Annotated in this window: 25 protein-coding genes and 2 tRNA genes; 13 read left to right on the top strand and 14 right to left on the bottom strand. The window is 72.8% G+C overall.

Annotation, left to right across the window (positions count from 1 at the left end):
• Nucleotides 1-81 precede the first annotated feature (81 nt).
• The 11 genes from urtA to VMF51_RS12425 all read left to right on the top strand — a co-directional run bounded on the left by urtA (nucleotide 82) and on the right by VMF51_RS12425 (nucleotide 9,413).
• A complete protein-coding gene (gene urtA, locus VMF51_RS12475; RefSeq protein ID WP_325474761.1) occupies nucleotides 82-1,335 on the top strand; it encodes an urea ABC transporter substrate-binding protein in 1,254 nt (417 codons plus the stop codon).
• Between the two features lie 105 nt (nucleotides 1,336-1,440).
• Nucleotides 1,441-2,325, top strand: a complete 885-nt coding sequence (gene urtB / locus VMF51_RS12470) for an urea ABC transporter permease subunit UrtB (RefSeq protein ID WP_325474760.1) — start codon at nucleotides 1,441-1,443, stop codon at nucleotides 2,323-2,325.
• Nucleotides 2,322-3,413, top strand: coding sequence for an urea ABC transporter permease subunit UrtC (urtC, locus tag VMF51_RS12465; RefSeq protein ID WP_325474759.1), 1,092 nt, complete (start codon nucleotides 2,322-2,324; stop codon nucleotides 3,411-3,413). The genes urtB and urtC overlap by 4 nt, the downstream gene beginning before the upstream one ends.
• Nucleotides 3,410-4,210 carry an urea ABC transporter ATP-binding protein UrtD gene (urtD, locus tag VMF51_RS12460; protein ID WP_325474758.1) on the top strand — a complete coding sequence of 267 codons (801 nt, stop codon included), beginning with the start codon at nucleotides 3,410-3,412 and terminating at the stop codon, nucleotides 4,208-4,210. Before urtC ends, urtD begins: the two co-directional genes overlap by 4 nt.
• Entirely contained in the window at nucleotides 4,210-4,902 is a 693-nt protein-coding gene (gene urtE / locus VMF51_RS12455) for an urea ABC transporter ATP-binding subunit UrtE (RefSeq protein WP_325474757.1), read from the top strand. The genes urtD and urtE overlap by 1 nt, the downstream gene beginning before the upstream one ends.
• A gap of 11 nt (nucleotides 4,903-4,913) precedes the next feature.
• A complete protein-coding gene (locus tag VMF51_RS12450) occupies nucleotides 4,914-5,216 on the top strand; it encodes an urease subunit gamma (protein ID WP_325474756.1) in 303 nt (100 codons plus the stop codon).
• Between the two features lie 19 nt (nucleotides 5,217-5,235).
• Nucleotides 5,236-5,571: an urease subunit beta gene (gene ureB / locus VMF51_RS12445; RefSeq protein ID WP_325474755.1), complete on the top strand. Its 336-nt coding sequence runs from the start codon at nucleotides 5,236-5,238 to the stop codon at nucleotides 5,569-5,571.
• Nucleotides 5,564-7,279: an urease subunit alpha gene (locus VMF51_RS12440; protein ID WP_325474754.1), complete on the top strand. Its 1,716-nt coding sequence runs from the start codon at nucleotides 5,564-5,566 to the stop codon at nucleotides 7,277-7,279. Before ureB ends, VMF51_RS12440 begins: the two co-directional genes overlap by 8 nt.
• Before the next feature lie 5 nt (nucleotides 7,280-7,284).
• Complete coding sequence (locus VMF51_RS12435; protein ID WP_325474753.1) at nucleotides 7,285-7,953, top strand: urease accessory UreF family protein; 669 nt, start codon at nucleotides 7,285-7,287, stop codon at nucleotides 7,951-7,953.
• Nucleotides 7,946-8,668 carry an urease accessory protein UreG gene (gene ureG, locus VMF51_RS12430; RefSeq protein WP_325474752.1) on the top strand — a complete coding sequence of 241 codons (723 nt, stop codon included), beginning with the start codon at nucleotides 7,946-7,948 and terminating at the stop codon, nucleotides 8,666-8,668. The genes VMF51_RS12435 and ureG overlap by 8 nt, the downstream gene beginning before the upstream one ends.
• Entirely contained in the window at nucleotides 8,649-9,413 is a 765-nt protein-coding gene (locus tag VMF51_RS12425) for an urease accessory protein UreD (protein WP_325474751.1), read from the top strand. The genes ureG and VMF51_RS12425 overlap by 20 nt, the downstream gene beginning before the upstream one ends.
• Nucleotides 9,414-9,417: 4 nt before the next feature.
• Here VMF51_RS12425 and VMF51_RS12420 read toward each other — a convergent pair whose 3' ends face one another.
• Nucleotides 9,418-10,509 carry a substrate-binding domain-containing protein gene (locus tag VMF51_RS12420; RefSeq protein ID WP_325474750.1) on the bottom strand — a complete coding sequence of 364 codons (1,092 nt, stop codon included), beginning with the start codon at nucleotides 10,507-10,509 and terminating at the stop codon, nucleotides 9,418-9,420.
• A 152-nt stretch (nucleotides 10,510-10,661) separates the two neighbouring features.
• On the opposite strand from VMF51_RS12420, the gene VMF51_RS12415 reads away from it, so the two are divergent.
• The gene (locus VMF51_RS12415) at nucleotides 10,662-11,132 is read left to right on the top strand and encodes a MarR family winged helix-turn-helix transcriptional regulator (RefSeq protein ID WP_325474749.1); all 471 of its coding nucleotides are present in this window, start codon (nucleotides 10,662-10,664) and stop codon (nucleotides 11,130-11,132) included.
• Nucleotides 11,133-11,145: 13 nt separating this feature from the next.
• Here the strand turns inward: VMF51_RS12415 and VMF51_RS12410 are convergent, their stop codons facing one another.
• The 7 genes from VMF51_RS12410 to VMF51_RS12380 form a co-directional block, all read right to left on the bottom strand.
• Complete coding sequence (locus VMF51_RS12410) at nucleotides 11,146-12,174, bottom strand: UDP-N-acetylmuramate dehydrogenase (protein ID WP_325474748.1); 1,029 nt, start codon at nucleotides 12,172-12,174, stop codon at nucleotides 11,146-11,148.
• Nucleotides 12,167-12,559 (bottom strand): MaoC/PaaZ C-terminal domain-containing protein, encoded by a 393-nt coding sequence (locus VMF51_RS12405; RefSeq protein WP_325474747.1) that lies wholly within the window; start codon nucleotides 12,557-12,559, stop codon nucleotides 12,167-12,169. The genes VMF51_RS12410 and VMF51_RS12405 overlap by 8 nt, the downstream gene beginning before the upstream one ends.
• Nucleotides 12,556-12,957 (bottom strand): FAS1-like dehydratase domain-containing protein, encoded by a 402-nt coding sequence (locus VMF51_RS12400; RefSeq protein WP_325474746.1) that lies wholly within the window; start codon nucleotides 12,955-12,957, stop codon nucleotides 12,556-12,558. The genes VMF51_RS12405 and VMF51_RS12400 overlap by 4 nt, the downstream gene beginning before the upstream one ends.
• Before the next feature lie 93 nt (nucleotides 12,958-13,050).
• Entirely contained in the window at nucleotides 13,051-13,221 is a 171-nt protein-coding gene (gene rpmG / locus VMF51_RS12395; protein WP_325474745.1) for a 50S ribosomal protein L33, read from the bottom strand.
• Nucleotides 13,222-13,262: 41 nt separating this feature from the next.
• Nucleotides 13,263-13,339, bottom strand: a tRNA-Met gene (locus tag VMF51_RS12390).
• A gap of 51 nt (nucleotides 13,340-13,390) precedes the next feature.
• Nucleotides 13,391-13,463, bottom strand: a tRNA-Thr gene (locus tag VMF51_RS12385).
• A 46-nt stretch (nucleotides 13,464-13,509) separates the two neighbouring features.
• A complete protein-coding gene (locus VMF51_RS12380; RefSeq protein ID WP_325474744.1) occupies nucleotides 13,510-14,925 on the bottom strand; it encodes an amidase in 1,416 nt (471 codons plus the stop codon).
• A gap of 26 nt (nucleotides 14,926-14,951) precedes the next feature.
• On the opposite strand from VMF51_RS12380, the gene VMF51_RS12375 reads away from it, so the two are divergent.
• Complete coding sequence (locus tag VMF51_RS12375; RefSeq protein WP_325474743.1) at nucleotides 14,952-15,944, top strand: alpha/beta hydrolase fold domain-containing protein; 993 nt, start codon at nucleotides 14,952-14,954, stop codon at nucleotides 15,942-15,944.
• Here VMF51_RS12375 and VMF51_RS12370 read toward each other — a convergent pair.
• The 6 genes from VMF51_RS12370 to VMF51_RS12345 form a co-directional block, all read right to left on the bottom strand.
• Entirely contained in the window at nucleotides 15,831-16,526 is a 696-nt protein-coding gene (locus VMF51_RS12370) for an LrgB family protein (RefSeq protein WP_325474742.1), read from the bottom strand. The two genes, VMF51_RS12375 and VMF51_RS12370, sit on opposite strands and share 114 nt — an antisense overlap.
• Nucleotides 16,523-16,882, bottom strand: a complete 360-nt coding sequence (locus VMF51_RS12365) for a CidA/LrgA family protein (RefSeq protein ID WP_325474741.1) — start codon at nucleotides 16,880-16,882, stop codon at nucleotides 16,523-16,525. The genes VMF51_RS12370 and VMF51_RS12365 overlap by 4 nt, the downstream gene beginning before the upstream one ends.
• A 61-nt stretch (nucleotides 16,883-16,943) precedes the next feature.
• Nucleotides 16,944-17,522, bottom strand: a complete 579-nt coding sequence (locus VMF51_RS12360; protein ID WP_325474740.1) for a DNA-3-methyladenine glycosylase I — start codon at nucleotides 17,520-17,522, stop codon at nucleotides 16,944-16,946.
• Nucleotides 17,523-17,552: 30 nt separating this feature from the next.
• Entirely contained in the window at nucleotides 17,553-18,527 is a 975-nt protein-coding gene (locus VMF51_RS12355; protein ID WP_325474739.1) for a pirin family protein, read from the bottom strand.
• Nucleotides 18,524-18,769: a DUF1272 domain-containing protein gene (locus tag VMF51_RS12350; RefSeq protein WP_325474738.1), complete on the bottom strand. Its 246-nt coding sequence runs from the start codon at nucleotides 18,767-18,769 to the stop codon at nucleotides 18,524-18,526. The genes VMF51_RS12355 and VMF51_RS12350 overlap by 4 nt, the downstream gene beginning before the upstream one ends.
• A gap of 138 nt (nucleotides 18,770-18,907) precedes the next feature.
• Nucleotides 18,908-21,286, bottom strand: a complete 2,379-nt coding sequence (locus VMF51_RS12345; protein ID WP_325474737.1) for an FdhF/YdeP family oxidoreductase — start codon at nucleotides 21,284-21,286, stop codon at nucleotides 18,908-18,910.
• Nucleotides 21,287-21,337: the final 51 nt, after the last annotated feature.

The following is a 21,337-nucleotide window of genomic DNA, read 5'->3' as shown; positions in this document are numbered from 1 at the left end:
AACTCGGCATTTCTAGCGTCCTCCGGCAACAGGGAGCACAGCGCGGTGCTCCGGCGGTCGTCGTCCCGAGAGGTCCCACCCGTGTTCACATTTCGCACTCGCCTGAGCGCGAGTACCGCCGCGGCGCTGGCCGCGACCCTGATCCTGAGCAGCTGCGGCAGCAAGTCCGAGGACGGCGCCGGGGCCACCTCCGCCGCCGACAGCTGTGTCGACACCTCGGGCGACACCATCAAGCTGGGCTTCCTGAACTCGACGTCGGGGGCCATGGCCATCAGCGAGCAGACCGTGCGCGACTCCCTGCTCCTCGCCGCCGAGGAGATCAACGCCGCCGGCGGGATCCTGGGCAAGCAGATCGAGCCGGTCGAGGAGGACGGCGCGAGCGACCCGGCCGTCTTCGCCGAGAAGATCGAGAAGCTGCTCACCAGCGACTGCGTCGCCGCGGTCTTCGGAGGCTGGACCTCCGCGTCGCGCAAGGCGATGCTGCCGGTGGTCGAGGGTGCGAACGGCCTGCTCTTCTACCCGGTCCAGTACGAGGGGCTGGAGGCGTCGGAGAACATCTACTACACCGGCGCGACGACCAACCAGCAGATCATCCCGGCGATGGACTTCCTGGCCAGCAAGGACGTCAAGACGCTCTTCCTCGCCGGATCCGACTACGTCTTCCCGCGGACGGCCAACAAGATCATCAAGCAGTACGCCGCGGAGCTCGGCATCGAGATCGTCGGCGAGGAGTACGTCCCGCTCGACAGCGACGACTGGTCGACCCAGGTCGCGAAGATCGTCAAGGCCAAGCCGGACTTCGTCTTCAACACGATCAACGGCTCGTCCAACGTCGGCTTCATCAAGGCCTACTACGAGCAGGGCCTCGGCCCGGACACCTCCCCGATCATCTCGGTGTCCATCGCCGAGGAGGAGGCGCCCGCGATGGGCAAGGACGTCACCGGGCAGTTCGCCGCCTGGAACTACTTCCAGTCCGTCGAGTCCCCCGCCAACGCCGCCTTCATCGAGGCGTTCCAGGCGGAGTTCGGCGCCGACCGGCCCACCTCCGACCCCATGGAGGCCGCCTACACCTCGCTCTACCTCTACAAGAACATCGTCGAGAAGGCCGAGTCCTTCGCCGTCGACGACGTGAACGCCGCCTCCGACGGGGTCAGCTTCGACGCCCCCGAGGGCACCGTCACGATCGACGGCGACAACCACCACATCGCCAAGACCGGCCTGATCGGGCAGATCAACGCCGACAACCAGTTCGACGTGGTCTGGAGCTCCGAGACCCCGATCGAGCCCGACCCCTTCCTCGAGGGCTACGACTGGTGGGACCCCAACGGGGAGTGACCCCCGACCCGGCGGCGGTCGCACGAGCGGCCGCCGCCGGCCTGGTCCGCACCACTCCTCGGACGCGTAGCTCCGTCGCGTCCGCCCGATCCGGAAGGGACACCCATGGAGTCCTTCACCACGCCGCTGCTCACCGGCACCTCGACGGCGGCCATCCTGCTCCTCGCCGCGCTCGGTCTGGCCCTCACCTTCGGTCAGATGGGCGTCATCAACATGGCGCACGGCGAGTTCCTCATGGCCGGCGCGTACACGACGTACCTCACCCAGCAGGTCGTCACCAGCGCCGACCTCTCGCTGCTCGTCGCGATCCCGGTCGCGTTCCTCGTGACGGGGCTCCTCGGTCTCGCGCTCGAGGCGGGGATCATCCGCTGGATGTACGCCCGGCCGCTCGACACCCTGCTGGTCACCGTCGGGGTCTCGATGATCCTCCAGCAGCTCGCCAAGGACCTCTTCGGCGCGCAGGGCGACCCGGTCCACGAGCCGGGCTGGCTCGACGGCAGCGTCGCGATCGCCGGCTACAACTGGCCCTACACCCGCATCTTCACGATCGTGCTCGCCGCGGCCGCCCTCGCCGGGTTGAGCGCGCTGCTGCGCTACAGCCGCTTCGGCCGCCAGATCCGTGCCACGGTGCAGAACCGGGACCTCGCCGAGACCATGGGTGTCTCGACCCGACGGGTCGACCGGATCACCTTCTTCGTCGGCTCCGGCCTGGCGGGCATCGGCGGCGTCGCGCTCAGCCTCGCCTCCGGCACGAACCCCACGCTCGGCACGAGCTACATCATCCCGGCGTTCCTGGTGGTCGTCGCGGGCGGCCTGGGCCAGCTCAAGGGCACGGTGATCGCGGCCTGGCTGGTCGGCGTCTCGACCGCGTTCCTCACCGACCGCTTCAGCGGCAGTACGGCACAGGTGGTCACCTTCGCCCTCGTCGTCATCTTCCTGCAGGTCCGTCCGCAGGGCCTGTTCACCGTGCGCACCCGGGGCCTGGCATGAGGGCCCGGATCGATCTGCGCACCTGGGGCGGCCTGCTGGGCATCGTCGCGCTGGCCCTCGCGCTCCTCCTGGTCGCACCGGCCGTCCTCAGCGACTTCCGGCTCGGCAACCTCGCGAAGTACTGCTGCTGGGCGATCGCGGCCGTCGGCATCGGCCTGGCCTGGGGCCGCGGCGGCATGCTCGTCATGGGCCAGGGCGTCTTCTTCGGCATCGGCGGCTACGCGATGGCGATGCACCTGAAGCTCGAGGCGGCGGGACCGGGCGGCGTCCCGGACTTCATGGTCCTGTACGGCGACGGCACCATGCCCGGCTGGTGGGAGCCGTTCCGCAGCGGCGCGTTCACGCTCGTCGCCATCGTGGTGCTCCCGGCGATCGTGTCCGGGATCCTCGGCTACGCCATCTTCAAGCGCCGCGTCCGCGGTGCCTACTTCGCGATCCTCACCCAGGCGATGGCCGTCGCCTTCGCGACCCTGCTGGTCGCGACCATCACGCAGACCGGCGGCTTCAACGGCCTCAACAGCTTCTCGACGTTCTTCGGCTACAACCTCTACGACCCGGTGAACAAGCGGATGCTCTACTTCATCGTCGTCGGTCTGCTGGTCGGCTGCCTCCTCGTGGTGTGGCAGCTCAACCGCAGCCGGTTCGGCGAGCTGCTCGTCGCCACCCGCGACGCCGAGGAGCGGGTCCGCTTCCTCGGCTACGACCCGGCGAACATCAAGCTCACGGCGTTCGTGATCGCCGCCGTGATGGCGAGCCTCGGCGGCGCGATGTTCGCGCCGATCGCCGGGATCATCTCGCCGTCCGACGTCAACGCGACCGCCTCGATCCTGCTGATCGCGGGGGTCGCCCTCGGCGGCCGGGCGTCGCTGCTCGGACCGGCGCTCGGCGCGCTGGTCGTCGGCTACGGCCAGTCCGCGCTGTCCGAGTCGTTCCCGAACCAGTGGACCTACTTCCAGGGGGCGCTCTTCATCGTGGTGATCCTGCTGATCCCCGCCGGACTCGCGTCGCTCGGGCCGAAGCTCTGGTCCGCCGTACGGCGTCCCACCGCGGCCCGCGCGCCGATGACGGCCGAGGCGGAGCCCGCATGAGCGCCCGGGGCATGGACTACCTGGAGGTCCAGGGACTGAGCGTCGACTTCGACGGCTTCAAGGCGATCGACGGCGTCGACCTCACGCTGCTGCAGGGCGAGCTGCACTTCCTGATCGGCCCGAACGGGGCCGGCAAGACCACCCTGGTCGACGCCCTGACCGGCCTCGTCAAGGGCACCGGGCTGGCCCGCTACGGCAACCAGGACCTGTTCGCGCTCAAGGCGCACCAGATCGTCCGTGCCGGCATCGGCCGGACCTTCCAGACCGCGACCGTCTTCGACGAGCTGAGCGTGCTGCAGAACCTCGACATCGCGGGCGGGCTGCACCGGCGCACCTGGCGGCTCGGGCTGCCACGCCGCGGCGTACCGGCCGAGGTGGAGACCGTGCTGGAGACGATCGGCCTCAGCGCGCTGCGCGACCGTCCGGCGGGCATCCTCGCCCACGGACAGAAGCAGTGGCTGGAGATCGGCATGCTCCTGGTCCAGGACGCGAAGGTGATGCTCCTCGACGAGCCGGTCGCGGGCATGAGCGCCGAGGAGCGCGACGAGACCGGCGAGCTGCTCCAGCGCATCGGCCGCGAGCGGACCATCGTCGTCATCGAGCACGACATGGAGTTCGTGCGCAGCTTCGCCGACAAGGTGACCGTCATGCACGCCGGCAAGGTGCTGACCGCCGGCACGGTCGCGGAGATCCAGGCCGACGAGCGGGTCCAGGAGGTCTACCTGGGCCGCACCGCCGACGCCGTCAACGCGGACCCCGCGGCGGTCGCCGCCGAGGCCGTAGGAGAGGAGGGCTGATGCTCGAGCTCACCGGAGTGAGCGTGGGCTACGGCCGGACCGCCGTCGTCCACGACGTCGACCTGGTCGTCCCGGCCGGCGGCGCCGCCGCGGTCATGGGCCACAACGGGGCCGGCAAGACCACCCTGCTGCGGGCGGCGGTCGGCCTGCTCCCCGTCGCGGGCGGGACGATCCGCCTCGACGGCGAGGACGTCACGCGGATGCGTCCGCACCAGCGGGTACGGCGGGGCCTGGGCTACGTCCCCCAGGGACAGCTGTCCTTCCCCCAGCTCACCACGCTGGAGAACCTCCAGCTCGTCGCCGACGGGCGCGCGCACGGGGCGCGCCTCGTCGACGAGGTGCTGGACACCTTCCCGGCGCTGGCGGGGCTGCTGACGCGGAAGGCCGGGCTGCTGTCCGGCGGGCAGCGCCAGCAGCTCGCCATCGCCCGCACCCTCCTCACCCAGCCGCGGATGCTGATCCTCGACGAGCCGACCGAGGGCATCCAGCCCAACGTGGTCGCGGAGATCGAGCGCGTGATCGCCGCGCTGACCGAGCGCGGCGACCTGTCGGTGCTGCTCGTCGAGCAGCACGTCGGCTTCGCGCTGCGGGTCACCGACCACTACTACGTGCTGGAGTCCGGACGGGTCACCTCCCGGGGCCGGGGCGGCGCGGACGCCGTGGACGCCGTCCGCGCGGCGATGGCCGTCTGAGGGGCCGGGAGATGCACCTGACCCCGAGCGACACCGAGAAGCTGCTGCTGGCCGTGGCCGGCATGGTCGCCCGCGACCGGCTGGCACGCGGCGTACGCCTGAACTACCCGGAGACGGTCGCCCTGCTCAGCACCTGGGTGATCGAGCGGGCACGCGACGGCGTCCCGGTCGCCGAGCTGATGACCACCGGCCGGGAGGTGCTCTCCCGCGACCAGGTCATGCCCGACGTCACCGAGATGCTCACCGACGTGCAGGTCGAGGCGACCTTCCCCGACGGCCGCAAGCTCGTGACCCTCCACCACCCGATCGCCTGAGCGCACGAAGGACTCCACGATGAGCAGCCAGAGCACCGGCCCCGGAGCGATCCGCGTCGCCCCCGGCACCGTCGAGATCAACGCCGACCGCGGCCCGGACGAGCGCCGGACCGTCGTCGTCGTCAACACCGGCGACCGCCCCGTCCAGGTCGGCTCGCACTTCCACCTCGCCGACGTCAACGACGCCCTGTCCTTCGACCGGGCGCTCGCGACCGGCTTCCGGCTCGACATCGCGTCGGGCACCTCGCGTCGCTTCGAGCCCGGTGCGTCGCTCGAGGTCGAGATCGTCGCCCTGCGCGGGCGACGGCTGGTGCCGGGGATCCGGGTCGAGGGCGAGGGCGCGACCCGTGGCTGAGCTCACCCGCGCGGCGTACGCCGCCCTCTACGGACCGACGGTCGGCGACCAGGTGCGGCTCGGCGACACCGATCTGTGGATCGAGGTCGAGCAGGACCTCACCTTCGGCGGCGAGGAGGCGGTCTTCGGTGGCGGGAAGTCCATCCGCGAGTCGATGGCCCAGGGCACCGCGACCCGGGCCGACGGCGCGCTCGACACGGTCGTCACCAACGTCGTCGTCCTGGACCACGGAGGCATCGTCCGCGCCGACGTCGGCATCCGCGACGGCCGGATCGTCGCGCTCGGACGCGCCGGCAACCCCGACGTCGCCGACGGCGTGCATCCGCAGTTGGAGATCGGCCCCTCGACCGACGTGATCTCGGGCGAGGGCCGGATCCTCACCGCCGGCGCCATCGACCTCCACGTCCACCTGATCTCGCGTTCGCAGATCCTCGAGGCGCTGGCGACCGGTACCACCACGGTCGGCGGCGGCGGCACGGGGCCGTCGGAGGGGTCGAAGGCGACGACCGTGACCCCCGGCGCGTGGCACCTGCGCACGGTGCACCGCGCCCTCGACTCGCTGCCGGTCAACCTGCTGCTCTTCGGCAAGGGCAACACGGTGAGCGCCGCGGGCCTCGCCGAGCAGGCCCTCGGCGGCGCGGCGGCGTACAAGGTGCACGAGGACTGGGGCGCCACACCGGCGGCGATCGACGCGGCACTGCGGGCGGCCGACGAGCACGGTCTCCAGGTGGCGCTGCACTCGGACAGCCTCAACGAGGCGGGCTACCTGGAGTCGACGGTGCGGGCGATCGGCGGCCGGTCGATCCACGCCTTCCACACCGAGGGCGCCGGCGGCGGCCACGCGCCGGACATCCTGGAGGTGGCGTCGCTGCCGCACGTCATCCCCGGGTCGACGAACCCGACGCTCCCGCACACCGTCAACACCGTGGCCGAGCACCTGGACATGCTGATGGTCTGCCACCACCTCAACCCCCAGGTGCCCGAGGACCTCGCCTTCGCCGAGTCGCGGATCCGGGCCACCACGATCGCCGCCGAGGACGTCCTGCACGACCTGGGCGCGCTCTCGATCACCTCCTCCGACGCGCAGGCGATGGGCCGGATCGGCGAGGTCGTCTGCCGCACCTGGCAGGTCGCCCACGTGACGAAGCACCGCCTCGGCGACGCGCACCTGCCGAGCGGCCCGGCCGACAACGCCCGCGCCCGCCGGTACGTCGCGAAGTACACGATCAACCCCGCGATCGCCCACGGGATCGACCACGAGGTCGGCTCGGTCGAGCCGGGCAAGCTGGCCGACCTCGTGCTGTGGGACCCGCGCTTCTTCGGGATCCGGCCCCAGGCGGTCATCAAGGGCGGCGTCCTCGTCTGGGGCGCGCTCGGCGACCCGAACGCCTCGATCCCGACCCCCCAGCCCGTGCTGATGCGGCCCACCCTCGTCGATCCGGCCGACGGCAGCGGCGCCGACCACGCGGTCACGTTCGTCGCCCCGTCCGCGCTCGACGCCGGGCTCGCCGGCGAGCTCGGTCTCCGGCGCCGGCTCCTGCCCGTCACCCCCACCCGGGACGTCGGCAAGGCCGACATGGTCCACAACAGCGCGCTGCCCGAGATCGAGGTCGACCCCGAGACGTTCGCGATCGCCATCGACGGCGAGACGGTCCGACCGTCCCCGGCCGTCGAGCTGCCGCTGGCCCAGCTCTACTCGCTGTTCTGAGCAGCATGACCCCCTCCCCCGAGCTGATGATGATGCTGATGGCCGACGCGCGGCTGCCGGTGGCCGGGCACACCCAGAGCGGCTCGCTCGAGCCGGCCGTGCGGGCCGGCCTCACCGCCGCCCACGTGCCGGTGTACGTGCGGACCCGGCTGCGGACGGTGACCCGGGTCGAGGCGGGGACGGCCGTGGTCGCGCGGCACCGCCTGCTGGCGGACCTGCCGCTGGAGCCGCTCGAGACGGCGTGGGAGGCCCGCACCCCCAGCGCCGCCATGCGGGCCACGTCGCGCGCCCAGGCCCAGGCCCTGCTGCGGCTCGTCGTACGCCTGTGGCCCGAGCACCCCGCCGTCGCGGCGGTCCGCACGCTGCCCGCCGTCTCCAGGCCGGTGGCCCTCGGTGCGATGGCGGTCGCCGCCGGGCTCGACGCGGCGTCCCTGGCCCGCGTGATCGGGTACGACGACGCGCAGACCGTCGCGTCCGCGGCGCTGAAGCTGCTGCCCCTGGACCCGGCGACCGCGACCGGCTGGGTGCACGCCGCCCTCGGCGACATCGACCGGCTGGCCGACGACGTCGCCACCCTCACCTGTCCGACGGCCGTGCCGGCCGCCGCGATGCCCCAAGTCGAGGCGTGGGCCGAGGCCCACGCCGTCTCGAGCAGGAGGTTGTTCAGTGCCTGATCCGTCCCGTCCCGTCCCGGACCGCGCGCTCCGCCTGGGCATCTGCGGCCCCGTCGGCACCGGCAAGAGCTCACTGATCGCCCTGCTGTGCCGCGAGCTCGCGGGTGAGCTCCGGCTCGGGGTCGTCACCAACGACATCTACACCGACGAGGACGCCCGCTTCCTGCGCTCCGCCGGCGTCCTCGACCCCGAGCGGATCCGGGCCGTCGAGACCGGCGCCTGCCCGCACACCGCGATCCGCGACGACATCACCGCCAACCTGATGGCCGTCGAGGAGCTCGAGGCGGACTTCGCGCCCCTGGACCTGGTGCTGCTCGAGTCCGGCGGCGACAACCTGACCGCGACGTTCTCGCCGGCCCTCGTCGACGTCCAGGTCTTCGTGCTGGACATCGCCGGCGGCGGCGACGTCGCCCGCAAGGGCGGCCCGGGCATCGAGCGGGCCGACCTCCTGGTCGTCAACAAGACCGACCTGGCGCCGTACGTCGGCGTCGACCGCGACCGGATGGTCTCCGACGCCCGGGCGGCTCGCGACGACCGCCCCGTGGTCGCCCTCTCGCGCAGCGACCCCGCCTCGGTCGCCGAGCTCACCGCGTGGGTGCGCGACCAGCTCGCCCGGCACCGCAGCGGCGCGCTCGTCCCCGTCGACCCCGGCCCGATGGCGCCCCATTGGCACGCCGACTCCGCCGACCACGACCATGACCACGTCCACGCCTGAGCCGGACCTGCGGTCCGAGACCGTCAGCCGTACCCGGATCACCGTCGACCGCTCGGACACCGGACGGGTGCGCGTGGGACTGACCGCGGCCACCAGCCAGGACCGGCCGCTGCTCCGGCCGGTCCTCGTGTCCGCGGACGCCGGGACCGCGCGCGTGGCCCTGGTGGCCGAGGGCGCGCTGCTCCTCGCCGGCGACGCACTGTCGGTCGAGGTCAGGGTCGGCCCCGGCGCCGGACTGGAGCTGCTCGAGCCGGCCGGCACGGTCGCGTACGACATGCGTGGGGACAGCGCCACCTGGGACGTCGACCTCCGTCTCGACCCCGGTGCGCGGCTGCTCTGGCACGGCGAGCCGTTCGTCGCGGCGGCCGGCTCCGACGTACGCCGGCGCACGCGCATCCGGATGGGCGAGGGCTCCCGGCTCGCGATGCGCGAACAGCTCGTCCTGGGCAGGTACGGCGAGTGGCCCGGCCGGGTGCGCCACCGCCTGGAGGCGACGGCCGACGACGACACCCCGCTGCTCGTCGAGGAGATCGACCTCGCGCCCGAGACCACGGGCATGCTGCTCGGCGGCCACCGCGTCCTGGCCACCGTCCTCACCCTGGGCGCCGACCCGGACGAGCCGCCCGCCCCGGAGCGCCTGGGCCTGGCATGCGGAGGGACCCTGGTCCGCTCGCTCGCGGGCGAGGCGCACCATGCCGTGCTGGGGGCTGCCTGGGCGCGGGCGAGCGCCGCCGTCGGTGGCTGAGCGCTCAGGTGGTGCGGGCGATCTGCTCCTGCACCACGAACTCCAGGCCATCGGCGGCGGCGAGGTAGACGTCCTGGTTGACCAGGTTGCCGTCGAGGCGCAGGAGCCCGCGCGGGCTGTCGTAGAAGTGCCCGGGCGCCATCGCCCGGACCGCGGTGACGTCGATGCTCCCGCAGGCCTGGCCCATCCGCGCGAGGAACCTGATCGCCTCGTAGCACGACTCGCCGACCGCGTTCAGCGCCGGCGCCCACGGCCCGAAGCGCTGCTGGTAGGCGGTGCCGAGCTCGGCGCTCTCGACCGTCCCGAGGCCGTCGAAGTACGCCGCCGCGGCGTACAGGCCGTCGTGCGCACCGGCTCCGCCGCCCAGCAGGGTGTTCTCCTCGACGGCCGGACTGAGCCGGTGGATGGTCCCGCTGAGCCCGAGGCGCGCGAACTGCCGGTTGAAGTGCACGGCGTCCTGGCCCATCAGCAGCATGATCACGCCGTCGACCCGCAGGGGGTCGAGCTCGTCGAGGACCCCGCGGAAGTTGGTGGTGCCGAGGGGCACGTAGCTCTCGCTGACGATCGTCGAGGGGGTCCCGCGCAGCGCCGCCCGGGCGGTCGCCGCGGTCACGCGCGGGAAGACGTAGTCGTTGCCGACCACGGCCCAGCGGCCCACGCCGAGCTGCTCGCGCATCCAGTGCGCGGCCGGCAGCAGCTGGTTGACGGGGCGCTCGCCCAGCATGAAGACGCCCGGGGTGTCGTCGCGGCCCTCGTGCATCGCGGCGTACGCGTAGACCACCCGGCCGCCGATCCGGCGGGTCACGGCCACCCGCACGGCGGAGATGTGCCACCCGGCGACGGCCTCGACGCGGCCGGAGTCGACCAGGTCCCCGACCTCGTCGGCGACGACCTCGGGATCGCGCCCGGCGTCGACGACCACCAGCTCGACCGCCCTCCCGGCGATGCCGTCGGCCCGGTTCAGCTCCTCGACGGCGAGCTGCCCACACGCCAGGCAGGACGGCCCGTAGATGCCCGTGGGTCCCTGGAGCGGCACCACGAAGGCGACCCGCAGCACCTCACGGTCGGCGACCTGCGGCACGGCACCCACACGCACGGGGCCTCCCGGTGACGGCGGACTCGGGGTCTCTCGACGGACCCGATCGAGCGGCGGTGGTCGACCGGACGTGGGCCTACACTAGGGGCGCACGCCGTCGGCGTGCTCCGGATCGCCCGGATGAGGCGAACTCCACTCTCCACGGAGGCGGCATGAGCGAGGGGCCCGGACCGCTGCTCGCGGTCGAGCCCACCGTGGCGGCCCCGTCCGATCTCGACGGCCTCGCGCTGCTGGTCGCGCGGGTCGAGCACGCGCTCCGGAGCCGGCTGACCCCGGCCCTCCTCGCGGAGGGGCTCACCGTCGAGCACTGGCGCATCATGTCGGTCCTCGTCGAGCGTCCCGGACTGCCGATGTCCGCCCTCGCGGAGGCCGCGGTGCTGCCGAGCGCCAGCCTGACCCGGCACGTCGACCGGCTGGTCGAGCGGTCTCTCGTCGTACGCCGCATCGACCCGCAGGACAAGCGTCGCGCCGTCACCGCACTCTCGCCGATGGGCCGCGATCTCGCGCTGCGGCTGCGCTCCTTCGAGCGCGAGGTCGAGGAGGAGCTCGCCGCGGGTCTCGGCTCCGAGCGGTACGCCGCCCTCGCGCGCGAGCTGCGGATCCTGCACCGTCTGCTCGGCTGAGGGGCCGACCGCCTCAGAGCTCGCAGCCGACCAGCACCGGCTCGTTGACGAGCCGGATGCCGAAGCGCGCCTCCACGCCGTCGCGGACCTCCCGCGCCAGGGCGAGCAGGTCGTCGGCGGCGGCGTCGCCCCGGTTGGTGAGGGCGAGGGTGTGCTTGGTGGAGAGCCGGGCCGGGCCGGCGCCGTACCCCTTGGCGAAGCCGGCGTGCTCGATCAGCCACGCCGCGCTGGTCTTGACCCGTCCGTCGGGCTGCGGCCAGGCGGGCGCGCCGTCGGGTACGTCGTCGGGTGCGACCACCGGGTTGGTGAAGAACGACCCCGCGCTCCAGGTGTCGTGGTCGGTGTCGTCGAGGACCATCCCCTTGCCGCGCCGCAGCCCGAGCACGGCCTCACGGACGTCGGCGAGCGGCGCGCGGGCGCCCGTCTCGACGCCCAGGGCGCGGGCGAGCTCGGCGTACGCCACGGGCGCTCCGAGGGTGCCCTGGCGGAACTGGAAGGTCACGCTCAGCACGACGTGTCGGCCCGGGTCGGCCTTGAAGCGGCTGTGGCGGTAGCCGAAGCCGCAGTCGGCGTGCGCGAAGGTGCGGATGCCGCGCAGCTTCCGGTCCCAGACCCGTACCGAGGCGATCGTCTGGGCGACCTCCTGCCCGTAGGCGCCGACGTTCTGGATCGGGGTGGCCCCGACCGACCCGGGGATGCCGGAGAGCGCCTCGATGCCGACCCAGCCGCGCTCGACGGCGAGCGCCACGAGGTCGTCCCAGGTCTCGCCCGCCGCGACCGTGGCGAGGACACCGCCGCAGGTGGGGTCGTCGCCCTCGTGGTCGAGGGTGAGGCCCGCGGTGGCGATCTCGACGACGGTGCCGGCGAAGCCCTCGTCGGCGACCAGCAGGTTGCTGCCGCCGCCGAGCACCAGCACCGGCTCGCCGGCCATCTCGGCGGCCGTGACGGCGTCGGTCAGCTCGTCCTCGGTGGTGGCGCGGACCCAGGTGCCGGCCGGACCGCCGACGCGCAGGGTCGTGTGGTCGGCGAGCCGCTCAGCCATCGGCGCGGACGACGGCCTTGGGCATGCCGAGCACCTTCTGGCCGCCGCAGGTGACCGTCAGCGCCACCGTGGTCAGGCCGTCCTCGCTTCCCTTCACCTCGCCGGCGACCTCGATCTCGACCGAGCCGTCGGCGGGCACGACGACGGGGTTGGTGAACTTGCAGCCCAGGCTGACGACCTCCGCACCGGGGAACCAGGTCGCGACCGCCCGGGCGGTCAGCGCCATCGTGTACATGCCGTGCGCGATGACGCCGGGCAGCCCCACGCTGAGGGCCACCTCCTCGTCCTGGTGGATCGGGTTGTGGTCGCCGCTCGCCTGGGCGTAGGCGACCAGGTCGGCACGGGTGACGGCGTACGTCTGGGTCTCGAGGGTCGGGGTGCTCATGCGTCGGCCCCCCGGTGGACGAGGGTCGCGCTGGTCGAGCAGACCAGGGCGCCGTCGGAGTCGGTGATCTCGGAGGTGGTGCCGATGATGTCGTTGCCGCCGATCTGGCGCAGCGTCGCGACCGTCAGGGTCGCGGTCAGCACGTCACCGGGCACCACGGGGCGCTCGTAGGCGAACCTCTGCTCGCCGTGCACGATGCGGAACAGGTCGATCGCCTCCGCCTCCAGGAACGCGTTCATGGCGTCGAAGGCCAGCACGATGGGGAAGGTCGCCGGCGCGGCGCCGCCGTCGTACGACGAACCGGTGGCGGCGGCGAAGTCGCGCACCCGCTCCTCGGAGACGGCGTACGGACTGGTCGGGGGGAAGACCCGCCCGACGAGGGAGGCATCGACTGGCATGCGGCTCAGCCTATCGACGGGGCGGCGTCGCGCCCGAAACGTCGACGGCCCGTCCGAGCGGGTGCTCGGACGGGCCGTCGGGAAGCGCAGAGGTCAGCGGGTCTCGCGGTGCAGCGTGTGCCGGCGGTCGCGCGGGCAGAACTTCTTCATCTCGAGCCGGTCGGGGTCGTTGCGCCGGTTCTTCTTGGTGATGTAGTTGCGCTCCTTGCACTCCACGCAGGCGAGAGTGATCTTGGGGCGAACGTCGGAGCTCTTGCTGGCCACGGGAAGTCCTCAGGGTCGATGGTGCGGTGCTACTCGGTGGTTGGTAGCGGGGGCGGGACTCGAACCCGCGACACCACGATTATGAGCCGTGTGCTCTAACCACCTGAGCTACCCCGCCACAGGGCGCGGTCGTGCAGCCAGATTATCCGGCTGCACAACCCTCACCCAGAGCCCCTTTACGGAATCGAACCGTAGACCTTCTCCTTACCATGGAGACGCTCTGCCGACTGAGCTAAAGGGGCAACGACGGAGAACGATACACAGCACCGACGGGAACGTGAAATCGGCTCAGTCGACGGGCTCCGGAGCCGCGATCCGGGCGAACGGGAAGGCCGCTTCCAGCTCGTACGCGAGCTCCAGGAGGGTCGCCTCCCGACCGGCCGCGGCGCCGAACATCATCCCCAGCGGAAGCCCCGCGGCGGTGGTCGCGAGGGGCAGCGAGATCGCCGGCTCCCCGGTGACGTTCTGCCACGGGGTGAAGGCCACCCAGTCCAGCAGGCGGCCCAGCACGACGTCGTACTCCCGGCTCGGGTCGAGATGCCCCACCCGGGGCGTCTCGGTGGCCACCGTAGGCGTCAGGACGACGTCCCAGCGCTCGTGGAAGGCCGCGCCGTCGTGCCTGGCACGGCGCAGCCGGCGGACCGCTCCCGGCGCGCGGTGCAGGTTGCGCTGCCCGTGGCGGGCGAGTCCGCGGGTGAGGTTGTCGAGCCGCTCGGGGTCCCAGGTGCGGCCGTTCGTACGACGCCCGGTGCGCACGATGGCCAGCGCCAGCAGCGACCAATAGAGCAGGAAGTCGTCGGGGAACCGCGGGTCCGCGGGAGCCTCGACCTCCTCCACCGTGTGGCCGAGCTCCTCGAGCTGCCCGGCGACCTGCAGGGTGAGATTGGTTACCTCGGGGCTCGCTCCGGTGCCGACGCCGCGGGTGTTCACCGCGATCCGGAGCCGACCGCGGCCCGGCCGGGTGATGTCACCCACGGGCGGGAGATGCAGCGCTCGATAGACCTTCTCGGACTCGCGCAGGAACGCGCCCGTGTCCCGCACCGAACGGGTCAGCACCCCGTCGGACACGAGACGGATCGGCATCTGCCGGGTCAGCGCCTCCTGGGGCAACCGGTCCCGGGTCGGCTTCAGCCCGACCAGGCCGTTGACGGCGGCCGGGATCCGGATCGAGCCGCCGCCGTCGTTGGCGTGCGCGATCGGCACCGCGCCCGCGGCGACGAGCGCGGCCGACCCGGCCGAGGACGCGCCGGCGGTGTGCTCGGTCGACCACGGGGAGCGGACCGGACCGAGCCGCGGGTGCTCGGCCGCCGCGCTGAAGCCGTACTCCGAGAGCCGGGTCTTCCCGAGCGGCAGCAGGCCGGTCGCGAGGAACATCCGGGCCAGGTCGCCGTCGCGCTGGCGCGGCCGGGCCTCGAACGCGTCGGTGCCGAACTGGGTCGGCAGGTGATGGACGTCGACGTTGTCCTTCACGAACGTCGGCACCCCGGAGAAGAACCCGCCCCGGGGGTCGCGAGCCGCCGCGCGGGCACGGTCGAAGGCGACGTACGCGACCGCCCCCAGCGCGGGGTCGACGTCCTCGACGCGGGCGATGGCGGCGTCCACCGCCTCCCGGACGGAGACCCGGCCGGCGTGGAGGGCGGCGACCAGGCCGACGGCGTCGAGGTCGCCCAGGGCGTCGTCGCGGAAGGCGTGCACACGAGGCATGCCCGCCATCCAACTACGCTCCCCGCGTGGTGTCCTGGCAGCTGACGGGCGTGGCGGCGCTGATGCGCGCGACCCGCAAACGACGGTTCCTGACGGCCGAGGGCGGGCACGCGATGCTCGCCCGCGCCAAGGGACCCTCCGATCCCCCGGCCGCGTTGCGGCGCTCGGCGTCCGTGTCGACCCGGACGGTCGCCGGCTTCGACGTGCACCGGATCAGCCGGCCGGGCGCCCGCCCGGACCTGCCGGTCGTCGTCTACCTGCACGGCGGCGCCTACGTGAGCGAGATCGTGTCGCAGCACTGGTCGCTGGTCGGACGGCTGGCGCGCGAGCTCGACGTCGAGGTCTGGGTGCCCGTCTACGGCCTCGCGCCCGACCACGACGCGACCGAGGCGCACGAGCTGGTCGGCGCCCTGCTGGAGGCGCTGTACGTCGGCGGGCGGGCCTGCTGGCTGGCCGGCGACTCGGCCGGCGGCGGCCTGGCCCTCGCGGCGACCCAGGAGGCCGTCGCGCGCGGGCGCTCGACGGTGCGCGGGCTCACGCTGGTCGCCCCGTGGCTCGACCTCGGCATGCGCAACCCCGAGGTCGACGCGCTGGAGCCGCACGACCCGTGGCTGGCGCGCGCGGCGCTGAGGCCGATCGCGGACGCGTGGGCGGGCGGACTGTCGCCGGACGACCCGCGGGTGAGCCCGCTGTTCGGTCCGGTCGCGGGTCTGCCGCCCGTGGACGTCTGGGTCGGCACCCGCGACATCACGCTGCCGGACTGCCGGCTGCTGCGGGACCGGCTGGCCGGCGTGGTGCCGGTGGACTTCCACGAGCTGCCGGGCGGGCTGCACGTCGTACCCCTGCTCCCGGTACCGGAGGGCGAGGAGGCGCGGCGACGGATCGTCGCGCGGATCCGGCGGTGGCTACAGGAGGAGGGCGAGGACCAGCGGCAGCACGAGGCTGGTCGCGAGGGCGGTCAGGCCCATCGCGAGGCCGGAGAACGCCCCCTCGGTGCGGTCCTCGGCCAGCGCGCGTGAGGTACCGATGCCGTGCGAGACCGAGCCCAGCGCGATGCCGCGGGCGGTCCGGACGCGGATCCGCAGCAGGGTGAGGACGGCGGGGCCGGCGACGGCGCCGAGGATCCCGGCGACGATGGTGAGCGCCGCGGTCAGCTCCGGCAGTCCGCCGTTGGTCTCGGACAGCGCGATCGAGACCGGGGTGGTCGCGGCCTTGGGGGCGAGGGTGCGTTCGAGGAGCTCGTCGCCGCCGAGGACGCGGGCCAGCAGCACGGCGGAGCCGACGCTGACCACCGCGCCGAGGGGTACGGCGACCAGCAGCGGCACGACCAGCGACCGCAGCCGGCTCGCCTGCCGGTAGAGCGGGACCGCGAGCGCGACGGTCGCCGGGCCGAGCCAGAAGGTCAGCAGCTCGGTGCCGTCGAGGTAGTCGGCGACGTCCACGTCGAGGATCAGCAGCGTGGCGCCCACCAGCACGACCGCCACCAGCACGGGCTGCGCGACCGCATGGCCGCCCGTGCGGGCGTGGACGGCCCGGCCGGCCTGGTAGGCCAGCAGGGTCAGCACCAGGAAGAAGAGCGGCGACTCCAGCAGCCAGCTCATCGGCGCTCCCGGCCCGCCGGCACCCGGCTCAGCAGGGTGACGGTCCAGCCGACGACGGCCAGGCCCAGCACCCAGGAGCCGACCAGCGCCACGGAGATCGGGAGCGCGTCGTCGCGGATCAGCGACAGGTAGCCGACCACGCCCGCGCCGGCCGGCACGAACAGCAGTTGCAGGTGCCGGAGCAGCGCGTCACTGGTCCGCACGACACCTGCGTCGTCGCCGGGGCGGCGTACCAGGAGGACGACGAAGAGCAGCACCATCCCCACCACGGGACCCGGCACCGGCATCCCGGTCGTCCGGACCACCACCTCCCCCACGAGCTGGCATCCCAGCAGCCACGTCAGTCCGGCGATCACCGCCCCATCCTCGCCGCAGGGGTCGCGGTGCGGGCGGTGGGGCGCGCGGAGCGGCCTCGGCTCAGGCGGAGGCGCCCCGGCGGTGGCAGCCGACGAGGTGCGGGTCGAAGACGCCGATCGCCTCCATCAGGGCGAACATCGTGGTGGGACCGACGAAGGCGAAGCCGACCTTCTTCAGCCCCTTCGACAGCGCCGTCGACTCGGGCGAGGTGGTGGTCATCTCGTCGGTGTCGCCCCAGGCGGGCGGGTCGTCGGGCGCGAAGGAGAGCACGAAGGCCTCCAGCCCCTCCCGCTCCCGGAGCGCGACGGTGGCGGCGGCGTTGGTGATCGCGGCGTCGACCTTCAGCCGGTTGCGGACGATCCCGGCGTCGGCCATCAGCCGGGCGCGGTCCGCGTCGTCGTACGCCGCGACGACGTCGGCGTCGAAGCCCGCGAACGCGGCGCGGAAGCTCTCGCGCTTGTTGAGGATCGTCGACCACGACAGCCCGGACTGGAACGCCTCCAGGGTCAGGCGCTCCAGGTAGGCCGACTCGCCGTGGACGCGGTTGCCCCACTCGGTGTCGTGGTAGTCGCGCATCACCCCGGGTCCGCCGGCCCAGGGGCAGCGGGCGAGGCCGTCGTCGCCGGTCACAGGTCCCATGCCGGGCATCCTGTCGTACGGCGCCGACAGTCAGCGACGCTCGCGCAGCCGGGCGTTGGGGAGCTCGGGGGCGGGGATGGGCGGCAGCGGGTCGTCGACCGGGATGCCGAAACGGCCGTCGACCAGCCCGCCGGGCGTCAGCTGCCCCTGCCACTGCTCGCGGAAGGCGACGATCTCGTCGTGGCTGCGCCCGACGAAGTTCCACCACATCACGATCATCGCCTCGCCGAACGGCGGCCCGCCGAGCAGCAGCAGGCGTACGGCGTCGGCGCCGGCGCGCAGCTCCAGGCGGTCCGAGCCCGGCGGGACGTAGGCGAGCTCGTCCTTCGCCACGTCGACCCCCGCGACGACCAGTGCGCCCGTGTCGACCAGGACGCCGTGCTCGTACGACGCGTCGACGTCGAGCGTGATCGAGGCCCCCGGGTCGAGCAGCAGCTCGGCCCCCAGCAGCGGCGTGAACGTGGCGACCGGAGAGGTCTCGCCGATCAGCGAGCCCAGGAAGACCCGCGCCTCGAAGCCGTCGCCGCGGACCGGGGTGGGCTCGTGGTGGGCGAAGGTCGGCGCCGTGTCGCGCGCGTCGTCGGGCAGCGCGACCCACAGCTGAGCGCCGTGGAGCGTGGTCGTCGCCGCCGTGGAGACCTCGGAGTGGCTGATGCCGTGGCCGGCGGTCATCAGGTTGACCTCGCCCGGGCGCACCATCGCGTGGTGCCCGGCGCTGTCGCGGTGCTCGATCTCACCGGTGAAGAGCCAGCTGACGGTCTGCAGGCCGGTGTGCGGGTGCGGGGCGACCTTCATGCCGCCGGTCTGCGCCACGTCGTCGGGTCCGTAGTGGTCGAGGAAGCACCACGCCCCGATCAGCGAGCGACCGCGCTGGGGCAGCGTGCGTCGTACGCCCATGGCGCGGGGACCGCCGAGAGGTACGTCGCGCGGCGTCATGATCTCGACCGCCGGCGTCACGTGGGTCTCGCAGGTGAGCAGGGCGGGGTCGCGCTCGGGGTTCGTCATGCCCGGGCCGCGCAGTCCTGAGTCACGACCCGCACCGTCGAGGCGGGGTCCCGGAGGAGCCGGTCCGCCGGCCGCACCGGCCGCGGGGTCAGGTTGCCGCCGCAGTTGGGGCAGCTGCCGAGGAGGACGGTGTCGACGCAGTCGCGGCACCAGGTGCACTCGTAGGTGCAGATCATCGCGTCCGGCGCGTCCGGCGGCAGGTCCTTGTCGCAGCACTCGCAGTTGGGTCGCAGCTCCAGCATCCGCTCATTCTCGCACCGGCGGTCTCCATCGACGCCGACTCTGCGCTGCGGGGGTTCCGAGTCTCAGGACTTCGTCCGTTCGCACCTCAACCAGCGGCACCCGACGACGCTGGTTGAGAGCCTCGAAACCAGCGTCGCTCAGGAGAGCTGGGGCGGCTCGACGTAGTGCTTGGACTCGTCGCCGCGGCCCTCGCCGGGGGTGTAGGTGCTCGCCAGGGTGGAGATCACCCCGGTCCGGCCGCCGTCGGAGGGGACCAGGCGCACGATGATCGACTTGTACGCCGGCTGGTTGCTGCCCTCCGCGGTGTGGTCGAGGGCGACCAGCGGGTTGGTCTCGGGGTAGTACGCCGCCGCGCAGCCGCGCGGCTGGTCGTAGGCCACGATGCGGAAGGTCGGGACCTGGCGGACCGAGCCGTCCTCCCACTCGCTGACGAGGTCGACGAGGTCGCCCTCCTCGAACCCGAGGGTGGCGATGTCGTCGCGGTGGAGGAAGACGACGCGACGGCCGTTCTCGATGCCGCGGTACCGGTCGGACAGCCCGTAGATCGTGGTGTTGAACTGGTCGTGGGAGCGGATCGTCTGGAGCAGCAGCCGCCCGGGCGGCACCTCCAGCACCTCCAGCGGGCTGGTGCTGAACACCGCCTTCCCGACCTCGGTCGGGAAGGTCCGGGTGTCGCGCGGCGGGTGCGGGAGCACGAAGCCGCCCGGCTGCGACGCCTTCTCGTCGTACGCCGCGCATCCCGGGACCACCCGGGCGATGGAGCGGCGGATCTCGGAGTAGTCGGAGCGGTACGCCGCCCACGGGATGCCGTGGCGGTCGCCCAGCGTCGCCTCGGCCAGCGAGCAGATGATGTCGACCTCGGAGCGCAGGTGCTTCGAGGCGGGCTTGAGCGGGCCGTGGGACGTGTGCACCGCGGACATCGAGTCCTCGACGCTGACCTTCTGCAGCTGTCCGCCCGTCATGTCCCGCTCGCTGCGGCCCATGGCGGGCAGGATCAGCGCCTCGCGGCCGTGGACGACGTGGGAGCGGTTGAGCTTGGTCGAGACCTGCACGGTGAGCGCGGCCGAGCGCAGCGCGTCCTCGGTGACCGAGGTGTCCGGAGCCGCCGAGACGAAGTTGCCGCCGAGGCCCACGAAGACCTTCGCGTCGCCGTCGCGCAGCGCCTTGATCGAGGCCACCGAGTCGCGGCCGTGCTCGCGCGGCGGGTCGAAGCCGAACTCGCGCTGCAGCGCGTCCAGGAAGTGCTGCGGCGCGCGCTCCCAGATGCCCATGGTGCGATCGCCCTGCACGTTCGAGTGACCGCGCACCGGGCACAGGCCGGCACCCGGCTTGCCGATGTTGCCCTGGAGGAAGGCCAGGTTGGCGATCTCCTTGACCGTCGCCACGGCGTTGTGGTGCTGGGTGATGCCCATCGCCCAGCAGAACACCGTCCGCGAGGAGGCCTCGAGCAGGTCCGCCGTCTCGACGATCTGGTCCCGGGTGAGGCCGGTCGAGCGGAGCACCTTGTCCCAGTCGAGGTCGGCCAGCGCGGCGGCGTACTCCTCGAAGCCGGTGGTGTACTGCTCGACGAAGTCGCGGTCGACCGCGCCACGCTCGAGGAGGATCGAGCCGAGCGCCTGGAGCAGCGCCAGGTCGCCGTTGCCGCGGATCTGCAGGTAGAGGTCGGCCAGGCCGGTGCCGGGACCGACGACCCCGCGGGCCGTCTGGGGATTCTTGAAGCGGACCAGGCCGGTCTCCTTCAGCGGGTTCACTGCGACGATCTTGGCGCCGTTCTGCTTGGCCTCCTCCAGCGCGGTGAGCATCCGCGGGTGGTTGGTGCCGGGGTTCTGGCCCAGGATCACGATCAGCTCGGCGTGGTGGACGTCGTCGAGGCTGACCGAGCCCTTGCCGATGCCGATGGTCTCGGCGAGGGCCACCGAGGTCGACTCGTGGCACATGTTGGAGCAGTCCGGCAGGTTGTTGGTGCCGTAGGCGCGCACGAAGAGCTGGTAGAGGAACGCCGCCTCGTTCGACACCTTGCCGGAGGTGTAGAAGATCGCCTGGTCGGGGTCGATCGCGTTGAGGTGGCGGGCCATCAGCGAGTACGCGTCGTCCCAGCCGATCGGCTCGTAGTGGGTGCCGCCCTCGTGCAGCACCATCGGCTCGGTCACCCGGCCCTGCTGGTTGAGCCAGTAGTCGGTGTGCTCGGCCAGCTCGGCGACCGGGTGCTCGGCGAAGAACTCCCGCCCGATCAGGTCGCGGGTGGCCTCGTCGGCGACGGCCTTGACGCCGTTCTCGCAGAACTCGGCCGGATGCCGGTGACCCGGGCTCGGGTCGGGCCAGGCGCAGCCCTGGCAGTCGAACCCGTCGGTCTGGTTGAGACGCCGCAGCGTCCGCGCCGAGCGGGTCACCCCCATCTGGTCGACCGCACGCTTCAGCGCGACGGCGACCGCGTGGGGACCCGCCGCCGCCTTCGCGGGGTCACCGACCTCGACGTCGGCCTCGTCGATCTCGTGCGCGCGTGCTCGTCGGCCCATCCCTCATGTGTACCCGGTCGCCGCGCTCGGATCGACGTGCCTGGCCAGACC

It is taken from the genome of Nocardioides sp., from assembly GCF_035503875.1.
Taxonomy (GTDB): domain Bacteria; phylum Actinomycetota; class Actinomycetes; order Propionibacteriales; family Nocardioidaceae; genus Nocardioides.
Note: the sequence above shows the minus strand (reverse complement) of the source record. Positions and strands in the feature narration are given on the sequence as shown.